General features: G+C 37.6%; 13 protein-coding genes. 6 read left to right on the top strand and 7 right to left on the bottom strand.

Annotated features, from left to right (window positions below):
* The first annotated feature begins 26 nt into the window (after window positions 1-26).
* From KFQ09_RS06515 to guaA, 4 genes are all read left to right on the top strand, one after another.
* Window positions 27-989, top strand: a complete 963-nt coding sequence (locus tag KFQ09_RS06515) for an AAA family ATPase (RefSeq protein ID WP_017366721.1) — start codon at window positions 27-29, stop codon at window positions 987-989.
* A complete protein-coding gene (locus KFQ09_RS06510) occupies window positions 986-2,176 on the top strand; it encodes a DUF58 domain-containing protein (RefSeq protein ID WP_255836129.1) in 1,191 nt (396 codons plus the stop codon). The genes KFQ09_RS06515 and KFQ09_RS06510 overlap by 4 nt, the downstream gene beginning before the upstream one ends.
* An 11-nt stretch (window positions 2,177-2,187) precedes the next feature.
* On the top strand, window positions 2,188-4,386 hold the full coding sequence (locus tag KFQ09_RS06505; RefSeq protein ID WP_060832119.1) for a transglutaminase TgpA family protein: 2,199 nt from the start codon (window positions 2,188-2,190) through the stop codon (window positions 4,384-4,386).
* Window positions 4,387-4,570: 184 nt separating this feature from the next.
* Window positions 4,571-6,112, top strand: a complete 1,542-nt coding sequence (gene guaA, locus KFQ09_RS06500; RefSeq protein ID WP_017359841.1) for a glutamine-hydrolyzing GMP synthase — start codon at window positions 4,571-4,573, stop codon at window positions 6,110-6,112.
* A gap of 1,094 nt (window positions 6,113-7,206) precedes the next feature.
* Here guaA and KFQ09_RS06490 read toward each other — a convergent pair.
* The 7 genes from KFQ09_RS06490 to KFQ09_RS06460 all read right to left on the bottom strand — a co-directional run bounded on the left by KFQ09_RS06490 (window position 7,207) and on the right by KFQ09_RS06460 (window position 14,293).
* Complete coding sequence (locus KFQ09_RS06490; RefSeq protein ID WP_255836128.1) at window positions 7,207-9,750, bottom strand: DEAD/DEAH box helicase; 2,544 nt, start codon at window positions 9,748-9,750, stop codon at window positions 7,207-7,209.
* Window positions 9,743-10,705, bottom strand: coding sequence for a HamA C-terminal domain-containing protein (locus KFQ09_RS06485; RefSeq protein WP_058336449.1), 963 nt, complete (start codon window positions 10,703-10,705; stop codon window positions 9,743-9,745). The genes KFQ09_RS06490 and KFQ09_RS06485 overlap by 8 nt, the downstream gene beginning before the upstream one ends.
* Window positions 10,706-11,240: 535 nt before the next feature.
* Window positions 11,241-11,996 carry a hypothetical protein gene (locus tag KFQ09_RS06480; protein WP_255836125.1) on the bottom strand — a complete coding sequence of 252 codons (756 nt, stop codon included), beginning with the start codon at window positions 11,994-11,996 and terminating at the stop codon, window positions 11,241-11,243.
* Between the two features lie 22 nt (window positions 11,997-12,018).
* A complete protein-coding gene (locus KFQ09_RS06475) occupies window positions 12,019-12,744 on the bottom strand; it encodes a CPBP family intramembrane glutamic endopeptidase (RefSeq protein WP_255836124.1) in 726 nt (241 codons plus the stop codon).
* A gap of 95 nt (window positions 12,745-12,839) precedes the next feature.
* A complete protein-coding gene (locus KFQ09_RS06470; RefSeq protein WP_255836122.1) occupies window positions 12,840-13,250 on the bottom strand; it encodes a hypothetical protein in 411 nt (136 codons plus the stop codon).
* Between the two features lie 5 nt (window positions 13,251-13,255).
* Entirely contained in the window at window positions 13,256-13,708 is a 453-nt protein-coding gene (locus KFQ09_RS06465) for a LytTR family DNA-binding domain-containing protein (RefSeq protein ID WP_255836121.1), read from the bottom strand.
* Between the two features lie 15 nt (window positions 13,709-13,723).
* On the bottom strand, window positions 13,724-14,293 hold the full coding sequence (locus KFQ09_RS06460; RefSeq protein WP_255836238.1) for a GNAT family N-acetyltransferase: 570 nt from the start codon (window positions 14,291-14,293) through the stop codon (window positions 13,724-13,726).
* A gap of 368 nt (window positions 14,294-14,661) precedes the next feature.
* On the opposite strand from KFQ09_RS06460, the gene KFQ09_RS06455 reads away from it, so the two are divergent.
* Complete coding sequence (locus KFQ09_RS06455; RefSeq protein ID WP_255836120.1) at window positions 14,662-15,207, top strand: sigma-70 family RNA polymerase sigma factor; 546 nt, start codon at window positions 14,662-14,664, stop codon at window positions 15,205-15,207.
* Window positions 15,176-16,624: a DUF4179 domain-containing protein gene (locus KFQ09_RS06450; RefSeq protein WP_255836119.1), complete on the top strand. Its 1,449-nt coding sequence runs from the start codon at window positions 15,176-15,178 to the stop codon at window positions 16,622-16,624. The genes KFQ09_RS06455 and KFQ09_RS06450 overlap by 32 nt, the downstream gene beginning before the upstream one ends.
* Window positions 16,625-16,626 lie beyond the last annotated feature (2 nt).

Raw genomic sequence — 16,626 nt, 5'->3', positions numbered from 1 at the left:
GACGGAAACGTGATAGGAGGATCAGGATGGCATTTGATGAACCGATGCATTCAGATTTACAAAAAATCGTAGATAACATCAATAAAGTGATGGTAGGGAAAAAAGATATTGCGATATTAAGCCTTGTTGCGATTTTGGCGAAGGGGCATGTGCTATTAGAGGATGTGCCTGGCGTTGGGAAGACCATGATGGTTCGTGCTCTGGCAAAATCCATTGGGTGTGAGTTTAAGCGAATCCAATTTACGCCTGACCTTTTGCCTTCAGATGTAACAGGTGTGTCGATTTATAATAAAAAGACAAACGAGTTTGAATTTAGACAAGGACCGATTATGGGGCAGATTATTTTGGCTGATGAAATCAACCGAACCTCTCCTAAAACACAATCAGCCCTTCTTGAAGCGATGGAAGAAGGCAGTGTCACAGTGGACGGAGAAACGATGCCGCTGGCAGATCCTTTCTTTGTGATGGCTACGCAAAATCCAGTGGAGTATGAGGGGACCTATCCACTTCCAGAGGCGCAAATGGACCGTTTCTTGTTCAAGCTGCAGATGGGGTATCCAACCATGCTGGAGGAGCTTGAGGTGCTGAATTTGCAGGAGAAACAATCGCCAATTGACACGCTTCAGGCAGTCATGACAAAAGATCATATCCATGCTTTGCAGCAAGCGGTTCAGACCGTACATGTGGATGCATCGATTAAAGAATATATTGTCGAAATCGCCCAAGCGACGCGAAATCATCCGTCTGTCTATTTAGGCGTGAGCCCAAGGGGTTCAATTGCATTGATGAAAGCGGCTCAGGCGTATGCGCTGTTGAACAGGCGGGATTATGTGATTCCTGATGATGTACAGTATTTGGCGCCTTACACATTGCCGCATCGCATGATTTTGACATCAGAAGCAACATATGAAGGGAAGAAGGCGGAGACACTGTTGCGACAGATGATTGAGCATATTGGCGTACCAGTTCAAAAGTCGATGACTCAATGAAGTCACGTGACCGTTTCGCTTTTTCACTATGGTTACGGGTGTTTATGCTCCTTCTCCTTACAGCAGCAGCCTTTTGCTATGCCATGTTTCAGGGCGGCTTTGTGAGCTGGTTCCTTTTTTATGCATTTTCACCATATGCTTTGTATGCTTTGTTGTTTGCCCTTGTTCCACTTCGTGCAACAGCCAAAAGGACATTACAGCATACCCGGTTAAAGGCAGGGGATGTGCTGTCTGTTGACCTTGAAATCAAGCGGACGAATTTATTTCCGTACGTGTACGTCATACTTGAGGATGACCCACCGGATACCTTTCATTTGCAGGAACAAATTGAAATGAAGCGAATGATCTTTCCTTGGTTTCGGAAAACGTGGCGATTTTCGTATCAATTCAATGACATTGTGCGGGGAGAGCATCAATTGACGGCGGTTAGAATTAAAACGGGTGATATGTTTGGGTTTGTGGAAAAAGAAGTGATTCTTCCACTAGAGAAAACATTGCTTGTGTATCCGAAAATGTTGGATATTCCTGTTGAATCTGCTGCATCGGTGAATGAAAATGGAGGCAAAGCGTTGCACTCTTGGTTAAATGAACCGACAAATGTGACAACAGGTGTGCGTGAATACCAGCAAGGAGACCGTTTCGCTTGGGTGGACTGGAAGACAACAGCTAGAAGAGGTCAGCTTATGACGAAGGAGTTTGAACAGAATCAGACAAAGGATCTGGTGGTGTTTGCTGATTTTACAGATGAAGCCGCTTTTGAAACGATTGTATCTATGGCCGCATCGGTTCTGCAAACGGCTGTGAAAAAAGGGGTGCCGGTAGGCCTTGTCCCGCTTGGGGATCAGCACATATTTCGAGTGGATCAAGGAGAGTGGCATTTACAGGACATGCTCTACTATTTAACAAAGGTGCAGTATCAGCCTTCTCGTGCACCTGATTATCAATCATTAACATCGAGTGAGCACCAGCAGACAGGAAAGTATGTGGTGACAGGTCATCTGCAAGAAGAGCTTGCTGCCATTTTACTTGGGAATCGAAACAGAAAGAACATCACTGTTCTTTTAGTGAAGAGAGCCGTTGATCGATTGACGGCAAAAGAAAAACAGCTTGTGGACCGGCTTAAAGCTTCTGGGATACACACGACCCTTTTATTTGAGGACCGGCTGCACGAAAGAACTGTGAGGTGACAAACATTTATATGCATCAGCGGCAAAGCCGTTTTGAGTTGTTCATCTATTATGCTGTCGCATTTCTGCTGCTTTGGGAGTGGCTTCGTCCGCTTCAAGATTTTACAGAGACGAGTCATACGTCTTATTTCATCATTTTTATAGGGCTTACGTGTTTGTTTACGTTCTTTCGATTGAAGTGGTATGTGACGTTTCCTATTTGTGCTGGATTGATCTTGCTCGCATTATATTTGATTTTTTATCAATCAGAGCCAAGTTATCTGCCTGCGCTGTTTGCTGATATTCAAGATAATATTTCTTTGATGAGCATGGGCATGTGGAGTGACATGTATCCGTCTTTCCGCACATTGTTGTTCTATATTTTGCTTTGGCTGCTTGTTTATTTGCTCCATTATTGGGTTGTGTATCAGCAGCGTATCTTTTTCTTTTTACTGATGACGATTGTATATGTCACGATTCTTGATACGTTTACGCCTTATGATGCGACTTTTGCAATCGTTCGAATTATGGTATTTGGCTTTTGTTTGCTTGGCCTGCTCTATTTCGACCGGCTTCGTTCGGCTGAAGGTGTGCGGGTGTCACAGAAAGCGCGTTTCAATTGGTTCTTACCCATGCTGGCGCTTGTCCTTGTATCAGCATCACTCGGTGCTTCTTTGCCAAAATCTGATCCGAAATGGCCTGACCCTGTCCCGTTTTTTAAAGCGGTCACGAATCAAGATGGTTCCACCGGGCAGAATAAGGTGGGATATAGTGCGGATGATTCGTCGCTTGGGGGACCGTTTAGTGAGGATCGTACACCGGTATTTAAATGGAGCGGAAAAGAGCCGTCTTATTTTCGTGTAGAAACAAAAAGTATTTACACGGGGAAAGGCTGGGAGGATGCTTCAAATGATACGAAACCTACTCGGTTAAAAGGGAATGATGTGCCGAACCGGTGGTTTACCAATCGCGTGAAAACAGAGGAGCATGAAACGAGAGTCGATATGGAATCAAATTATCGATTTAATCATGCTGTTTATCCGATTGGTACGGTTATGCTGACGCCAATGGAAAACATTCCACTGCAAATGATGGGCAAAACGGAGAAAATTGTCCCGTCTACTCAAAACCCGCCCAAAAATTTAGGGAACTATCGAGTCAGCTTCTTATCACCTACATTTATCCTAGAGGACTTACAGCGAATCAAAGTGCCAACCAAGAAGCAAGTGAATCAGCAGGTCGGACGTGAATACTTGCAGCTCCCATCCTCGCTGCCAGAGCGTGTGAAAACATTGGCGAACAGCTTAACGGAAACGAAGGATAATATGTATGATAAAGCAAAAGCGATTGAGGATTATTTAGGATCTGCGAAGTTTTCATATGAAACCCAAAATGTCTCTGTGCCTGGGCGTGACGAAGACTATGTGGATCAGTTCTTATTTGATACGATGATTGGCTATTGTGATAACTTTTCAACCTCGATGATTGTCATGCTTCGCTCGATTGGAATTCCGGCGAGATGGGTGAAAGGATATACGTCTGGTCAGTTATATGAAACACAGATGGATGGAAACAATGTGTATGAAGTGACCAATAACAATGCCCATTCATGGGTAGAGGTGTATTTTCCAAACCGTGGTTGGGTGACTTTTGAACCGACAAAAGGGTTCACGAACCCAGAGACATTTACGAATGAAACCACGGCTAACAACGACCAAGCAGATGATCAAGAGGATGAAAAAGATCAGCCCGCATCTGATCAACAAGAAAACGAGCAGACACAGCAGCCGCAGCAACAAGAACCAGAACAGGCGGCAAAACAAGAGGAACAAGCAGCTAAAGCAAAGCCAAGTATGGTTCATGTTGGTTCAATCTTGGGCTACGCAGCAGGTGCGATTGTCTTTCTTGGTTTCATAGGCTGGATGCTTTACCGGTTCAGAGCAAGGTGGCTGCCAATCTTTATTGTGAGAAAGGTAAAACGTCTGCCAGATGAGGAAGCTTTTTTCTACGCGTATGCTGCTCTATTAAAACAGCTAAGGCGCAGAGGGATCGAGAAAAAGCCAGGCATGACGCTAAGAGAATTTGCTTCTTTGATCGATGACAAGGAAGGGAATCATCACATGTCTGAACTAACGCAGTTCTATGAGCGGGCGCTCTACAGGCGAGAAGATGCGTCGGCGCTTTGGCAGCAGTCGGCGAAGTTATGGGAAAATTTAATAAACAGGAGATAGTCTTGACCCCGTACCTTCCTGTTGTTAGAATAGGTGAATATTAAAACCTTCTAAAATACATGAAATTGAAGCGTTCGGATGTGAGTCTGGGCGCTTCAAAAGCGTGATTTACACTGAGAGAGGTTTTCTCCTCTCATTTTTTCTGTGCGTTTATAAAAACTATATTGGACATAGAGGTGACACCATGACAAATTTAGTAAATGAAATGATTTTGGTTCTCGATTTCGGCAGTCAGTACAATCAGCTGATCACTCGCCGTATTCGTGAATTTGGTGTGTACAGTGAGCTTCATCCGCACACTTTAACTGCTGAAGAAATTAAAGAAATGGCGCCGAAAGGAATCATCCTTTCTGGTGGACCAAACAGTGTATATGATGAAGGATCTTTCCGCTGTGACGAAAAGATTTTTGATCTAGGCATTCCGGTTCTAGGCATTTGCTACGGCATGCAGCTGATGACTCACTATTTAGGTGGGAAAGTAGAAGCGGCAAGCCAGCGTGAATATGGAAAAGCAGACATTCATATTAACGGAACACCTGCTCTATTCAAAGACCTTCCAACGGATCAAGTCGTTTGGATGAGCCATGGTGACCTTGTCGTTGAAGTACCAGAAGGCTTTACAGTTGATGCAACAAGTGCACATTGTCCAAACTCAGCGATGAGCTTAGCTGAGAAGAATTTCTATGGCGTTCAGTTCCACCCAGAGGTACGTCACTCTGAGTACGGAAATGATCTATTGAAGAACTTTGTCTTCGGCGTATGTGAGTGCGATGGCAAATGGTCAATGGAGAACTTCATTGAAATCGAAATGCAGAAAATCCGTGAAACAGTAGGCGACAAACAAGTATTGTGCGCACTAAGCGGCGGTGTAGATTCATCTGTTGTGGCGGTATTGATCCACAAAGCCATCGGCGATCAGCTGACATGTATTTTCGTTGACCACGGTCTTCTTCGCAAAGGCGAAGCAGAAGGGGTAATGAAAACATTTAGCGAAGGTTTCAACATGAACGTGATTAAAGTAGATGCGAAAGATCGCTTCTTAAACAAGCTAAAAGGTGTGTCTGATCCTGAGCAAAAACGTAAAATCATCGGTAACGAATTCATCTATGTATTCGATGACGAGGCGGACAAGCTAAAAGGAATCGACTACTTAGCACAAGGAACTCTTTACACAGACATCATTGAGAGTGGAACAGCAACGGCACAAACAATCAAATCTCACCACAACGTTGGCGGTCTTCCAGAAGACATGCAGTTTGAATTGATTGAGCCACTCAATACACTATTCAAGGATGAAGTTCGTGCTCTAGGGTCAGAGCTAGGTATTCCAGACGACATCGTATGGAGACAGCCATTCCCAGGTCCAGGACTAGGAATCCGTGTACTAGGTGAAATTTCTGAAGAAAAACTAGAAATCGTCCGTGAATCGGATGCGATTCTACGCGAAGAAATTGCCAACTTCGGCCTTGAGCGCGACATCTGGCAATACTTCACAGTCCTCCCAGACATCCGCAGCGTAGGTGTCATGGGTGACGCAAGAACATACGACTACACAATCGGTATCCGTGCTGTTACGTCTATTGACGGTATGACGAGTGACTGGGCAAGAATCCCTTGGGATGTACTTGAGAAGATCTCGACTCGTATCGTGAATGAAGTGAAGCATATTAACCGCGTGGTGTATGATATTACGAGTAAGCCGCCTGCTACGATTGAGTGGGAGTAATTAAATATTAATTATAAAAAGCTTGGAGAGCCTATTATTAAAAGGCTTCTCGAGCTTTTTATTGTTTACTGATAAATATACCTGTTTTTGGATAATTTTCGTATACAATACCTAACAGGATAAGTTAACTGTCTATGGTGAAGAAGTATATATTAGAAATAATAGTGATACAAGATTAGTGACTCATACTAAAGAGATTCTAGCATTAAATGAGATACCTTATTAAAAAGTTGATGTGAAGAATTCAAACCTAAAATTGAATAAGTTATGACTACTATTGGTAAATTTGATTAAATTCACTTTTGAATATATTTTATCAAAAATTAAAGATGCAGAAATTTTAATGGATATCAGAATTTCTGCATCTTTAAAAAGAATATTTATAGAGTATTTATTGAAAAAATAAACATAGTTTGTTCATTAGAATGTTTATGATTTTAAAATCTTATTACATTTGAATGATTGGTTACCTTGAAAATTAGTTTTCTTTACTTGAGAGGTCTTATATTTAATGGTTTCACTCAATTTATTAGCAATTTCAAAATTCACGTTCGGATATAAATGTGAGTAGATGCTTAACGTAGTTTTAATATCTTCAAGCCCTAGTCTTTCTCTAATGATGAGTGGATTAGCATTGTACTCATTCATAAAAAATTAAAGAATATAAGCCTTTTGTTTGGATAGGTTTAGCTCCTGCTAGTCTTACATTCGAATAATGCGGGAAATTGTTGATTCCATGTAGGTCATCCATCGTAAAAGAGAATAAAATCGAGTCAATTTAATCGTTCATGTGTAGTCTTATAAGTTTTCTAAAGGTTTACTGTATCAGTATCTAAGGCAATTGTATAAATAGAAGCTTTTGTATTAGTTGGATTGAATGACTTATTAGTACCGTTTATCGCATGCAATGAATGAAGAATTGTTAAAGTAAGATGTACTATGAAAGCAACCATCCAATGTACGAGATCATGCTTAATATAAAAAGGTAATAAAATAGAACATACGGTAATTACTTCGGATACGCATTTTGGGGGAGGAGAGATAATGAAGCTAACTCTCCGTTTATTAATGAGAAAATACATCAAATACTTTCTTCAATTATAAAAATCAATTACTTGCGCTACTTCTCGCTCCACAATCTTATTAAGCCCTGTGGTATCAATTCTTAATAAATAATCCAAGACTTCGTTTCTATTTAGATGTTCAGAATCAATTTGTTGGGCAATTTCAATTGCTGTTGAACGATTGAATCCTATTCCGATTAGTGAAATAACGGTCTTGCTAGAAGCACCGAGTTCTAACCATAATTTAAGCATGTCTGTATCATCTGAAATGTCTAAATTATTTTGTTGTCTCACCATATTCAAAATATCCTTATAACATGAAATATATTTTATAAATTTAAATCTGGCGAATTCTTCAATATCCTTAAAGGTGTCTCTAATTACTCTTTGTGGATTCTTACCACCATTTTTATCCCAATATTGCTGATTTTTAGATATGAGATAATTTAATGGCAGTCCTTTCATCCAATCAGTCACCAGAAACGCTAAATATCTAGCTCTATTCACATGATCGAAAGGTATAACCTTTTGAATGATATGTATTATTAATTCATATCTATCAGGCGCATCAGGGAGTGTAGGATTAATAGGTTCCAACATATCCAAAATATCAACATTTTTCTGGAAAAAATTTTTAAGCTTTTGTTGAGCCAGAGGACTTACGCCACTATGTTTAAAGAGTATATCATTTGGGATGTCTATTTCTTCTATTAATTTTTCTAATGTTTTTTCTAAAAGTATAATTTGATCCTCATTTATTAATTGTGACAAACTTTTAGTAATCAAGGATTGGTTCTTGCTATAAACTTTTAATAAATATGAAATTGTATGTTCATAATCCAAATTATATATATCTTCCTTAAATGCATCTTTTGATATATATTCTACTAATTCGTCGAATTTTTCTTTGATAATTTTTTTGGTGAAGAATTCAATTTTATACTTATCCCTCATTTTTGGAGGATTACTCCAAACTGAATTATCGTTAGTATCAATACATACAATATTACCTTGAAATTCTAATCCTTGTCTTCCAGCACGTCCTGCTAAGTTCCAAAATTCTACTTCTGTAAATGGAATAGTGTTCCCCTTTTTGGGTGTTCTTATAAATATGGTCTTAGCAGGTAAATTAACACCCTCTATTAGAGTTGATGTACACATAAGATATTTAATTTTCCCAGCTTTAAATAACCTTTCAATCTCAGATTTTACTATCAAAGGCATATTACCATAATGATATGCAATGCTTTTGGTTATCAGTTTACATAAACTATACCGTGTTGAAATAACTTCTTGTATTAACTTTCTTAATTCAATTAATTCCGCATCTAGGGACTCTTCGTTGGGTAACATTTCATATAATTTTTCAGCTGCTTTCTCTGCATCAGAAGGAATCTTTGTGTATACTAAATTGCCGCCAGAATTATCACCTAAAGAATAGACTATATAAATTAATCTTTCGATTGTATTTTTTGGTTTGTTTTTTAGGTTAAACTTTCCAATATCGTAGGTGCCATTTTTAAAGCATAGTTTCATTTCCCATTCCCTTGGTTTACGATATATTGGATTAACCCACAATAAATTTTGGTTAACAGGTATTAGCTCTTTTTGAACAGTATTCATTGATGATATTTCGTAAAGAGGTTGTAAAAAAACTTCAGGATTCTCAGTCAATGGACTTGAGAAAATCACTTTAATGTCTTTATTCTCATAGATTAAATCTTCTACTACATTTTGAAGTATTACACCACGCGAACCATCATTTACTTTTTGGGCTTCATCTACTATTAAGAAATCTATATTAAAATCTCTTTTTTCATTAATAAACCATTGTAAACGTTCCTGCGTTAAAATAAAAACTCTCTTATCATATCCCTCTAAAAGTTCATCCATTATGGGCATTGATGTAATGAAGGAATTATGAAATTCAGGCATCCTTAATTTCTTTCTAATATCTGATTCTACTTGGCTAATAAGTGCTCTTGTAGGTACTACATATACGATAGTTGTTTGAGCTTTATTCAAAAGTGTTTCTTTAATAATGTTTAATAATATATATGATTTCCCAGCAGAAGTGGGAGCTGAAATTGAAAGTAACTGCGTATTATAGCTTTTCTCAATAACATCATATTGAAATTTGTTAATATTCACTAGTTTATTTTCTGTCTCATCCCATAAAGAATATTTGATATTCCTTCTCATGAGATCTAATTTAGTTAATAAGGGTAATTGATCAATATAATCTACTCCAATATATCCCTTGTTAATAGCTAATTCAATACTTGGATGATTAGTCATTTTTTCTAAAACCAATGCACTTTTAACAGCTAATTCATCATCCTCTTGTTGAATTCCAAACTGTGCAATACGATATGCTACATCTAAATGTTCTGCCAAATTTGAATCTGCTAAAATACCGGCACAGTTTAATAAATATGGCAAATCTATATACTCATTTTGATTTTTAATTTGAGTAAATTGGGATTGAATAGACAACTTTAATAATGGTTCAAACATTCTTTGGAATCCATTTAAATTATAAATTCTAGTAGCTAGTTGTGTTATATCAATCACTATTCAAAACCTCCAAAAAAGCAGATCTAAATTCACTAACAGATGGAAATGGTATGATGAATATTTCAATAACCATTTTGTTTAGATCTAGATGACTATTAATAGCTGTTTTCAACTTATTTATCCAATTATCGAGATCTTTTAAAATTTCAGATAAAATTTGTTGTTGTTTTTTTAACCTTTGTTTTTTGGGATACTTAGTGTAGTCGAAACCTATTAAACATACTCCCTTGAATTCTAACGAATTATATGAAGGGTGGTCAGGATCAAGATAATTTATTAATGCATTCGCAAAATCTTCTTCAAGTGTAGATAAATTAGAAGTTAACAAGTCTAGATCTCTAACTCGATTTGATCCATCAGCAGCTAAAAAAGGTGCTAAGCTTTCAAAACAGTTTTTAATAGCTTCTCCATGATTTTGATATAGCTTTGCTTCACCCCAATAAATATTCAACTTCTGATTTTTAGAATCGTATCCTAAGTGAACTCCATCGGCACCATTATAATGAAGTTGGCTACTAGTTTTAAGTGACATTTTTGCAATGGCTTGAGGTAATTTTAAAATGCTTTGTGTCATTAGATATAACAAAACCTCACCTGGTTCACCTGTTTTACTGACAGTAGTAAATAAGGTGCGAGCTTTTTGATGAAGGGCTGCAATATGTTTTGTAGTATTCATTTCAAAATCTTTAGATTGGGCTTTTCTAATCTCATGTCTAGGAATTGAATAATCCAATAAATACTCTACTAGTACTTTTCCTAAATCTTTACTTCTAGGAAAATCTTGTCCGTTGAAATTTATCATGTAGCATCTTGCGGTGGCATGAGTATCCTCTACAATTTTTCCTTTTTCCACCGCACTAACATATGCATCTAACTCAGATCCGTCACCTCGTATCATTTTATTAAGGTATCCCTTCAAGTAATCTTCTTGAGTTGGGATTTGTGATGTCATTTAAGAAACCTCCTAAAAAGACATCACAAATTTAAAATTTTCAGCGATGTCTTTTAAAATATTATTTTTGATTTTCCCTTTTTTTTATAAAAATGGAAAAACTCTTATTCTCATTATACAGAAATTATAAAATTAACACACAACTTTTTTCACACTCCAAAATAATATTTAAAAATTCTATTTGTATAGGGAAATAGATAGTGGTACCATCATTGATACCAATCATAAGTTTTCTAATAATTTGAAAGCATTCACAATTAGTTTTAATCAGCATTGAGTGGGAATGAATGTTTTAATGCTGATTTAATAGGGTTTGAGTTTTTTTAAAATGATGAAAACACCTTAAAATGATATAGTTCCCCACCAAGGGGAGAAAAATGCCAAGTCCTTTTTAATGAGGATTTGGCATTTTTTTGTTTGCTTGTCGTATTTAAGAAGAGAAGTATTGACTTCGCTCTTGTTTGTTAATTTATTTCGTTGGAAAACCGAATTTGCCTATCTTTCAGTTCATCATAAAATGTGAAGTGTTGTAACTTCAATTCTTCGCAAACTTTTTTATGATCCATTTGCCTCGTTCTTCAATCTTGAGATTGACTTTATGTAGATACTCACTTAATTCTTGTTCATTTTGAGGTTTTAATTGATTGTAATTTCCTATGCTATCAAAATGTCCTTTCCAAAATTCACTCACTGTCCATTCTTCATCATTATTCACATAAGGTTGAAGGAAATATCGCTCGACGAACTGTTTCCAGCATCCTAATGGTTGAAAAAATTCAAATAGTGAATACATCGTAACATCCCAATAATCTTGAGAAAATAAATAGCGGCCTGAATTCATCCAATGTGGTAATACGGTGAAATTCCCAATGCTGTGAGTGGAAGTAGCGAATTTTTCAAACTTATAGTTGATAGGAAAATCATAAGCTAGTGTTTTAGAATGATTGAAAGTCGTTATAAAGGAATTCATTGTTTCTCCACGGATCAAGTTGTAACGGTCTAAATAAAGCTGTGATTCAGACTTTGGCTCATAATCAGTACTCCAAAGTAATTGATAAATATAAAAAGGTTCTTTATCACAGTCAGCATCACGACCTCTTCTTTTAGTGACATTGCAAATTCCGATTTCTGTCAGTTTACGACTTTTATAATCTAATATTAACTCAATTGAAGATTTATCTTTCGGTATCGGCTCTTTGATATAACTTTGTTTAAAATCCCATTCCCAAGGCTTGATTTCAAGTTCTTCACACTTTTCAAACCAGCCTTCTATCCATGTGTTCCCATTCATTTCTTTCCTCCTGTTCTCCTTATCAATCGAACATTTTTTTCATTCTTAATCTTTTCCACAACACCACCGCAAGAACAAGCAGAATGACACATTGAACCGAGAGCAAAAGCATTTGCATTCCGACAGGCGTATTTCCACTTGTCATTTGATCCACGATATTATGAACCACGTGCCATACGATCACCCATTGCAAGCTGTTCGTGAGTGCAACGATTTCAGCTGCAACGAATCCAAATAAAAAGGCGAAAAGGATTTGTGCCACTGTTAATGTGAGGCTTTTTCCGCTTAGTAGATTCGCAGCATGACCAAGTCCGAATAGTACGGCAGAGCCCCATATGGCAGTGCTCAAGTTCATTTGTTTTAAATATTGAAACAGAATGCCTCGAAAGATTCCTTCTTCAAAAAGACCGACACACACCATGAAGAAACAAAGTGCTAGAAAGGAAGAAACGGTTAAATCCTTGTTGAATCCAGAAATAAACGGAATGGCCTCGATGATAAGGATCGGAAATATCCACATCCCAAGAGACCCTTTTCGAAAACCTATTTCTTTCAAGTGAAAACGACTTTTTTGAATAATGAATAGAAGTAAAAGACACCCAGCTAGCATGGCGCAGCCATTGATGAGATAGGTGGTCATCGGGTCGGTTACTTCTTTGATGGATAAATAGACACCTGCACTTGTTGGAATGATTAAAGAAAAGAGCAGTAGAAGTACTGATTTTCGAATGATTGTGATTGGTTTCATGTGTTGATTCCTCCTCTAACCTCAGAGTAGTGGAATCATGCAGAAGTCACAATGAAATCTTCCTAACATGTCAATATTTAGCCCTAAGATGCACATTAAGATGTTGTTCGTTTCTTTCGTTGCTGTAAAAGTTCGTTGATTTCCTCAGCAGTTGCTTGATCTTTTTTATACAATAGATACTTCATCAAAAAGAATAAAGCCATGACCACAAGGAAATTCACGATAAACGAAAGGGGGCTGATTTCACCGCTGACGATGATGATGGTGGTCATAATCATACACATCACAAGGACGATATATAGAATTTGTTGAAAAAGAATCCGTTTATGGCTGTACGTTTGTTTTGGGTATAGCAAGAAGGTCAGGGCGCTTGAAAAAAAGGAACTGAACATGATGGCTTGTAAAATATAGATGGGCATTGTTCCGAATGTGAAACAGTAAATCAATACGAGTACAGTAAAGACCATACAAAATGTGATCAAAAGATTTGTGATATAACGTTTCATTCTGTTCACTTCCTCCGTAATCCAAGCTTCTCTTTTAATGCTTGGATATAAAAACGTGAAATCATTACTTTTTCTTTATTTGTAAGGCTTGCTTCAAAACGGCCACTCGTTTTAGGAGAAATAGCGGCAATAGAATCGATATTCAGAATCATCGATTTTGAAATCCTGACATAATCGTGCGCTTCAAGCTGTTTTTCAAGTTCAAATAACTTTTCCTTTAAGAGAAACACTCCATCTGACGTATACAAGAACGATTTTTTATCAACGCTTTCTATATATAAAATGTCGTGATAATAGATCTTTTTCACTCTTTCTTTCGTTGGTTCTTGTGCTAAGAAATAGGGAGCTGACTGCTCCACTTGCTGGACAAGTTTTTCAATCGCTGGATTCAGCTCATAAATGTGAAAAGAAACATACTCTGGTTTTGGCTTTTGGATGAAATGAATATCCGTTTTCATTTGTTTCTCCTCTGTTTAATAGGATTTTTCGTAATCTCTCTTCAAAATTGAATACATATACACATCATCGAATCCCTTCTGACCCAATTCATACTCTCTTAATAAACCCTCTTGTACAAAATGTATCTTCTCCAATAATTGAACAGAAGACGTATTTGCTGGATCAATGATGGCTTCAATCCGATTCAAGTTCATCTCCTGAAATCCATACCGCAACACCGCAGTAATCGCTTCCTTCATGATGCCTTTTCTCCAATGATCATGGTGTAATTCATAGCCAATTTCCGTACGGCGGTGCTGTTTTTCTAGATTGAGAAAGCCGCAGCTACCGATGATGGCTGGATTTTCTTTTAGAGATATTCCCCAGCGGATGCCTGTTTGTTCTTTGAAGATATTGTCATACCACTTGATTTCTCCTTTTGTGTCTTCGATTGTTTCATGTGCATCAATGCCCATGTAGCGGCAGACAGTTTCATTGGATAAATAGATGTGTATATCCTCAGCATCTGCGATCGTTGCTTGTTTTAAGATCAGTCTTTCGGTATGTATCGTTGGAAATGATTGTGGAAAAGTAATTTTGTTCATGCATTTATCCCCATGTGATGTCTTTTGTTCTGTACATGCCTTACAATAAAAAACCCCTTCACTCCTCAGCCAAGCCTTTACCTCTGTCATTCCTCGTCTCTTTGGATAGACCGGCTTAACGTACACTTCTTCGTTTCCTTCTATCTTTTTCTGACAGCTAGCACAAGCAGGTTCTTCAAATAGAAACAATCAATATCCTCCTTTTTGTAGATATTTCTTCCATTATATCAAATGTTCAACATGATCTTTGCGGCCCAATCTTCACTTTCTCGATTTCTGTCCGACATATGCTAAGTAAAAGAAATTTCTGTTTGTTGAAACCGTTTGTGAGAAAGTGTGCTCTAACAGGTGTAGGAGGTGTGGATGAGATGAAGCAAGTGCGTCTAATTAAAAAAGCAAAAAAAGGGAATGTCCCGGCATTTGAGACATTAATGCTGATGTATCAAGAGCGTTTATATAAAACGGCTTTTCTCTATACAAGAAATAAAGAGGATTCGTTAGATGCTGTTCAGGAGACGGTCATTAAAGCATTTAAGCATCTATCGGGCTTAAAAGAACCAGCCTATTTTTCTACATGGCTGACTCGAATTTTAATTCATACAATTTTTGCGATGAAGAAAAAGCAGCAAGACATTGTTCCGTTTGAACAGCATCATGAGAGCGTTGAGCGTCATGATTTTTTGGAAGACAAGCTCGATTTAAAAAACGCACTAGATGTGTTAGATGAGCAATATCAGCTCGTGATTCAGCTATTTTATTTTCAAGATTATTCGATTTCAATGATTTCTGAACAGATGGGTGTGCCCGAAGGAACGGTCAAAACTCATTTGTATCGAGCAAGAAAGTTATTAAAGCAAACGTTGGAGAAGGAGGAGAGTGTCGATGGAACGAAAAGAAATGAAAAAGCTTTATGAAGAGATTGATGTACCAAAAGTTGAATTGACCTCTGCAATTCGTCAAGCAATGGGAGATGTGAAAGCGGAAAAGAAAAGACGGTGGTTCACATGGAATTGGAGAACGCCAATATATTCTGCCATCGTACTAATCGTTCTTTATTTTTCATCAGGCTTCCTTTTTCCTTCTCTTAATACAGCGATGGCTCGAGTGCCATTGGTTGGACAGTTATATATGATGTTTCACGATAAAGTAGGAATGTCTCTTTTTCAGAGTGAGTTGGTGAAGCATGTCAATGAGGGGGCTGAATCAAGAGGGGTTACTGTGAAAGTAAACAGTGTGTATTATGATGCAGGGCGGCTTGTTTATACGTTTACTGTGGAGAATTTGAATACAAAGGAAGATTCTGTACCATTCATAGTCAACAACTTCGATCGTATAAATGACACTTTCCAACCGAGTTACGACAATCAGGGATTGAAAAAAATGAAAGATGGCCGCTATGTTGGGCAGACGGAAGTCTATACAAATGGACAAACGATCAAACAAGGTCAGCAAGTACCGCTTGTTATTTCGAAGATTGGGGATATTGTAGGGAATTGGCGCTTCAAGTTACCTGTGGTCAAGCAAAAAACCACTTTATTAGCGGGACAAAAAGACGTGTCTATTTTAAATGGACGTTATCAAATAAGAAATGTAAAGGTAGAAAATGGAGTGAATGGCTCTGCAATTCAATATGCCATTGATTACAATGGTTTTGCCAAAGATGATAAAGTCAGTATAGATGGAATGAAGGATAATTTAGGGAATGAGTATCAGCTTGAGATTGGGACCGTTTTAAGAAAAAAACAAATGTCTTCTGACAAAACTAGAAAAGATCATTTAACGATTTTGAATCAGCCGATCAATCCAAAGGCGACTGAATTGACATTTGACACATATGTGAATATCGAACGGGAAGAAAGCAAAATCATTCCTCTTCAGACAAAGCTGCCTGTTCAGTTCAAAACAAAACACCATGGCATCGGAATCAAAATCAATAAGATAGAGCAAAAAGACCGTTCTGTGATTGTTGATTATCAATTTACTGGAATAGATCAAAAAGAATTAGATCAGGATGTAATGGAGAATATAGGTGAATTCATTGGATTAGGCGATGTTGAAAAGATGAAATCATGGCCCGATCCACAAGCAGACTATGAAAGCGGATATTACTTGAAAGGGAACCATGCGAAGATGACGAATTTAAAGACAGCTTCCATGCAATCCACCTTTGAATTTGATGATAAGGAGTTAGATACTTTATCATTAAACCATTTTTCATTTAAAGAATATGGGCTTTATATTGATTTGTCAGAGCTGAATATGTTGGCACCACAGAAGGCGATAACGGTAACCATTCCAGTCAAAAAAGAAACATCAAAAGCTAGTCAATAAAT

It is taken from the genome of Bacillus sp. FS02 (genome assembly GCF_024398395.1).
In the GTDB taxonomy this organism is placed as follows: domain Bacteria; phylum Bacillota; class Bacilli; order Bacillales; family Bacillaceae; genus Bacillus; species Bacillus altitudinis.
The sequence above is the reverse complement of the archived record's forward strand: the minus strand, read 5'-3'. Positions and strand labels throughout refer to the sequence as shown.

Bases quoted from the DNA above. Each gene is read 5' to 3' on its own strand.
- KFQ09_RS06460 (WP_255836238.1), bottom strand. From the start codon at position 14,293: ATGAACAAAATTACTTTTCCACAATCATTTCCAACGATACATACCGAA.
- KFQ09_RS06475 (WP_255836124.1), bottom strand. From the start codon at position 12,744: ATGAAACCAATCACAATCATTCGAAAATCAGTACTTCTACTGCTCTTT.
- KFQ09_RS06480 (WP_255836125.1), bottom strand. From the start codon at position 11,996: ATGAATGGGAACACATGGATAGAAGGCTGGTTTGAAAAGTGTGAAGAA.
- KFQ09_RS06470 (WP_255836122.1), bottom strand. From the start codon at position 13,250: ATGAAACGTTATATCACAAATCTTTTGATCACATTTTGTATGGTCTTT.
- KFQ09_RS06515 (WP_017366721.1), top strand. From the start codon at position 27: ATGGCATTTGATGAACCGATGCATTCAGATTTACAAAAAATCGTAGAT.
- KFQ09_RS06465 (WP_255836121.1), bottom strand. From the start codon at position 13,708: ATGAAAACGGATATTCATTTCATCCAAAAGCCAAAACCAGAGTATGTT.
- KFQ09_RS06510 (WP_255836129.1), top strand. From the start codon at position 986: ATGAAGTCACGTGACCGTTTCGCTTTTTCACTATGGTTACGGGTGTTT.
- guaA (WP_017359841.1), top strand. From the start codon at position 4,571: ATGACAAATTTAGTAAATGAAATGATTTTGGTTCTCGATTTCGGCAGT.
- KFQ09_RS06485 (WP_058336449.1), bottom strand. From the start codon at position 10,705: ATGACATCACAAATCCCAACTCAAGAAGATTACTTGAAGGGATACCTT.
- KFQ09_RS06455 (WP_255836120.1), top strand. From the start codon at position 14,662: ATGAAGCAAGTGCGTCTAATTAAAAAAGCAAAAAAAGGGAATGTCCCG.
- KFQ09_RS06450 (WP_255836119.1), top strand. From the start codon at position 15,176: ATGGAACGAAAAGAAATGAAAAAGCTTTATGAAGAGATTGATGTACCA.
- KFQ09_RS06505 (WP_060832119.1), top strand. From the start codon at position 2,188: ATGCATCAGCGGCAAAGCCGTTTTGAGTTGTTCATCTATTATGCTGTC.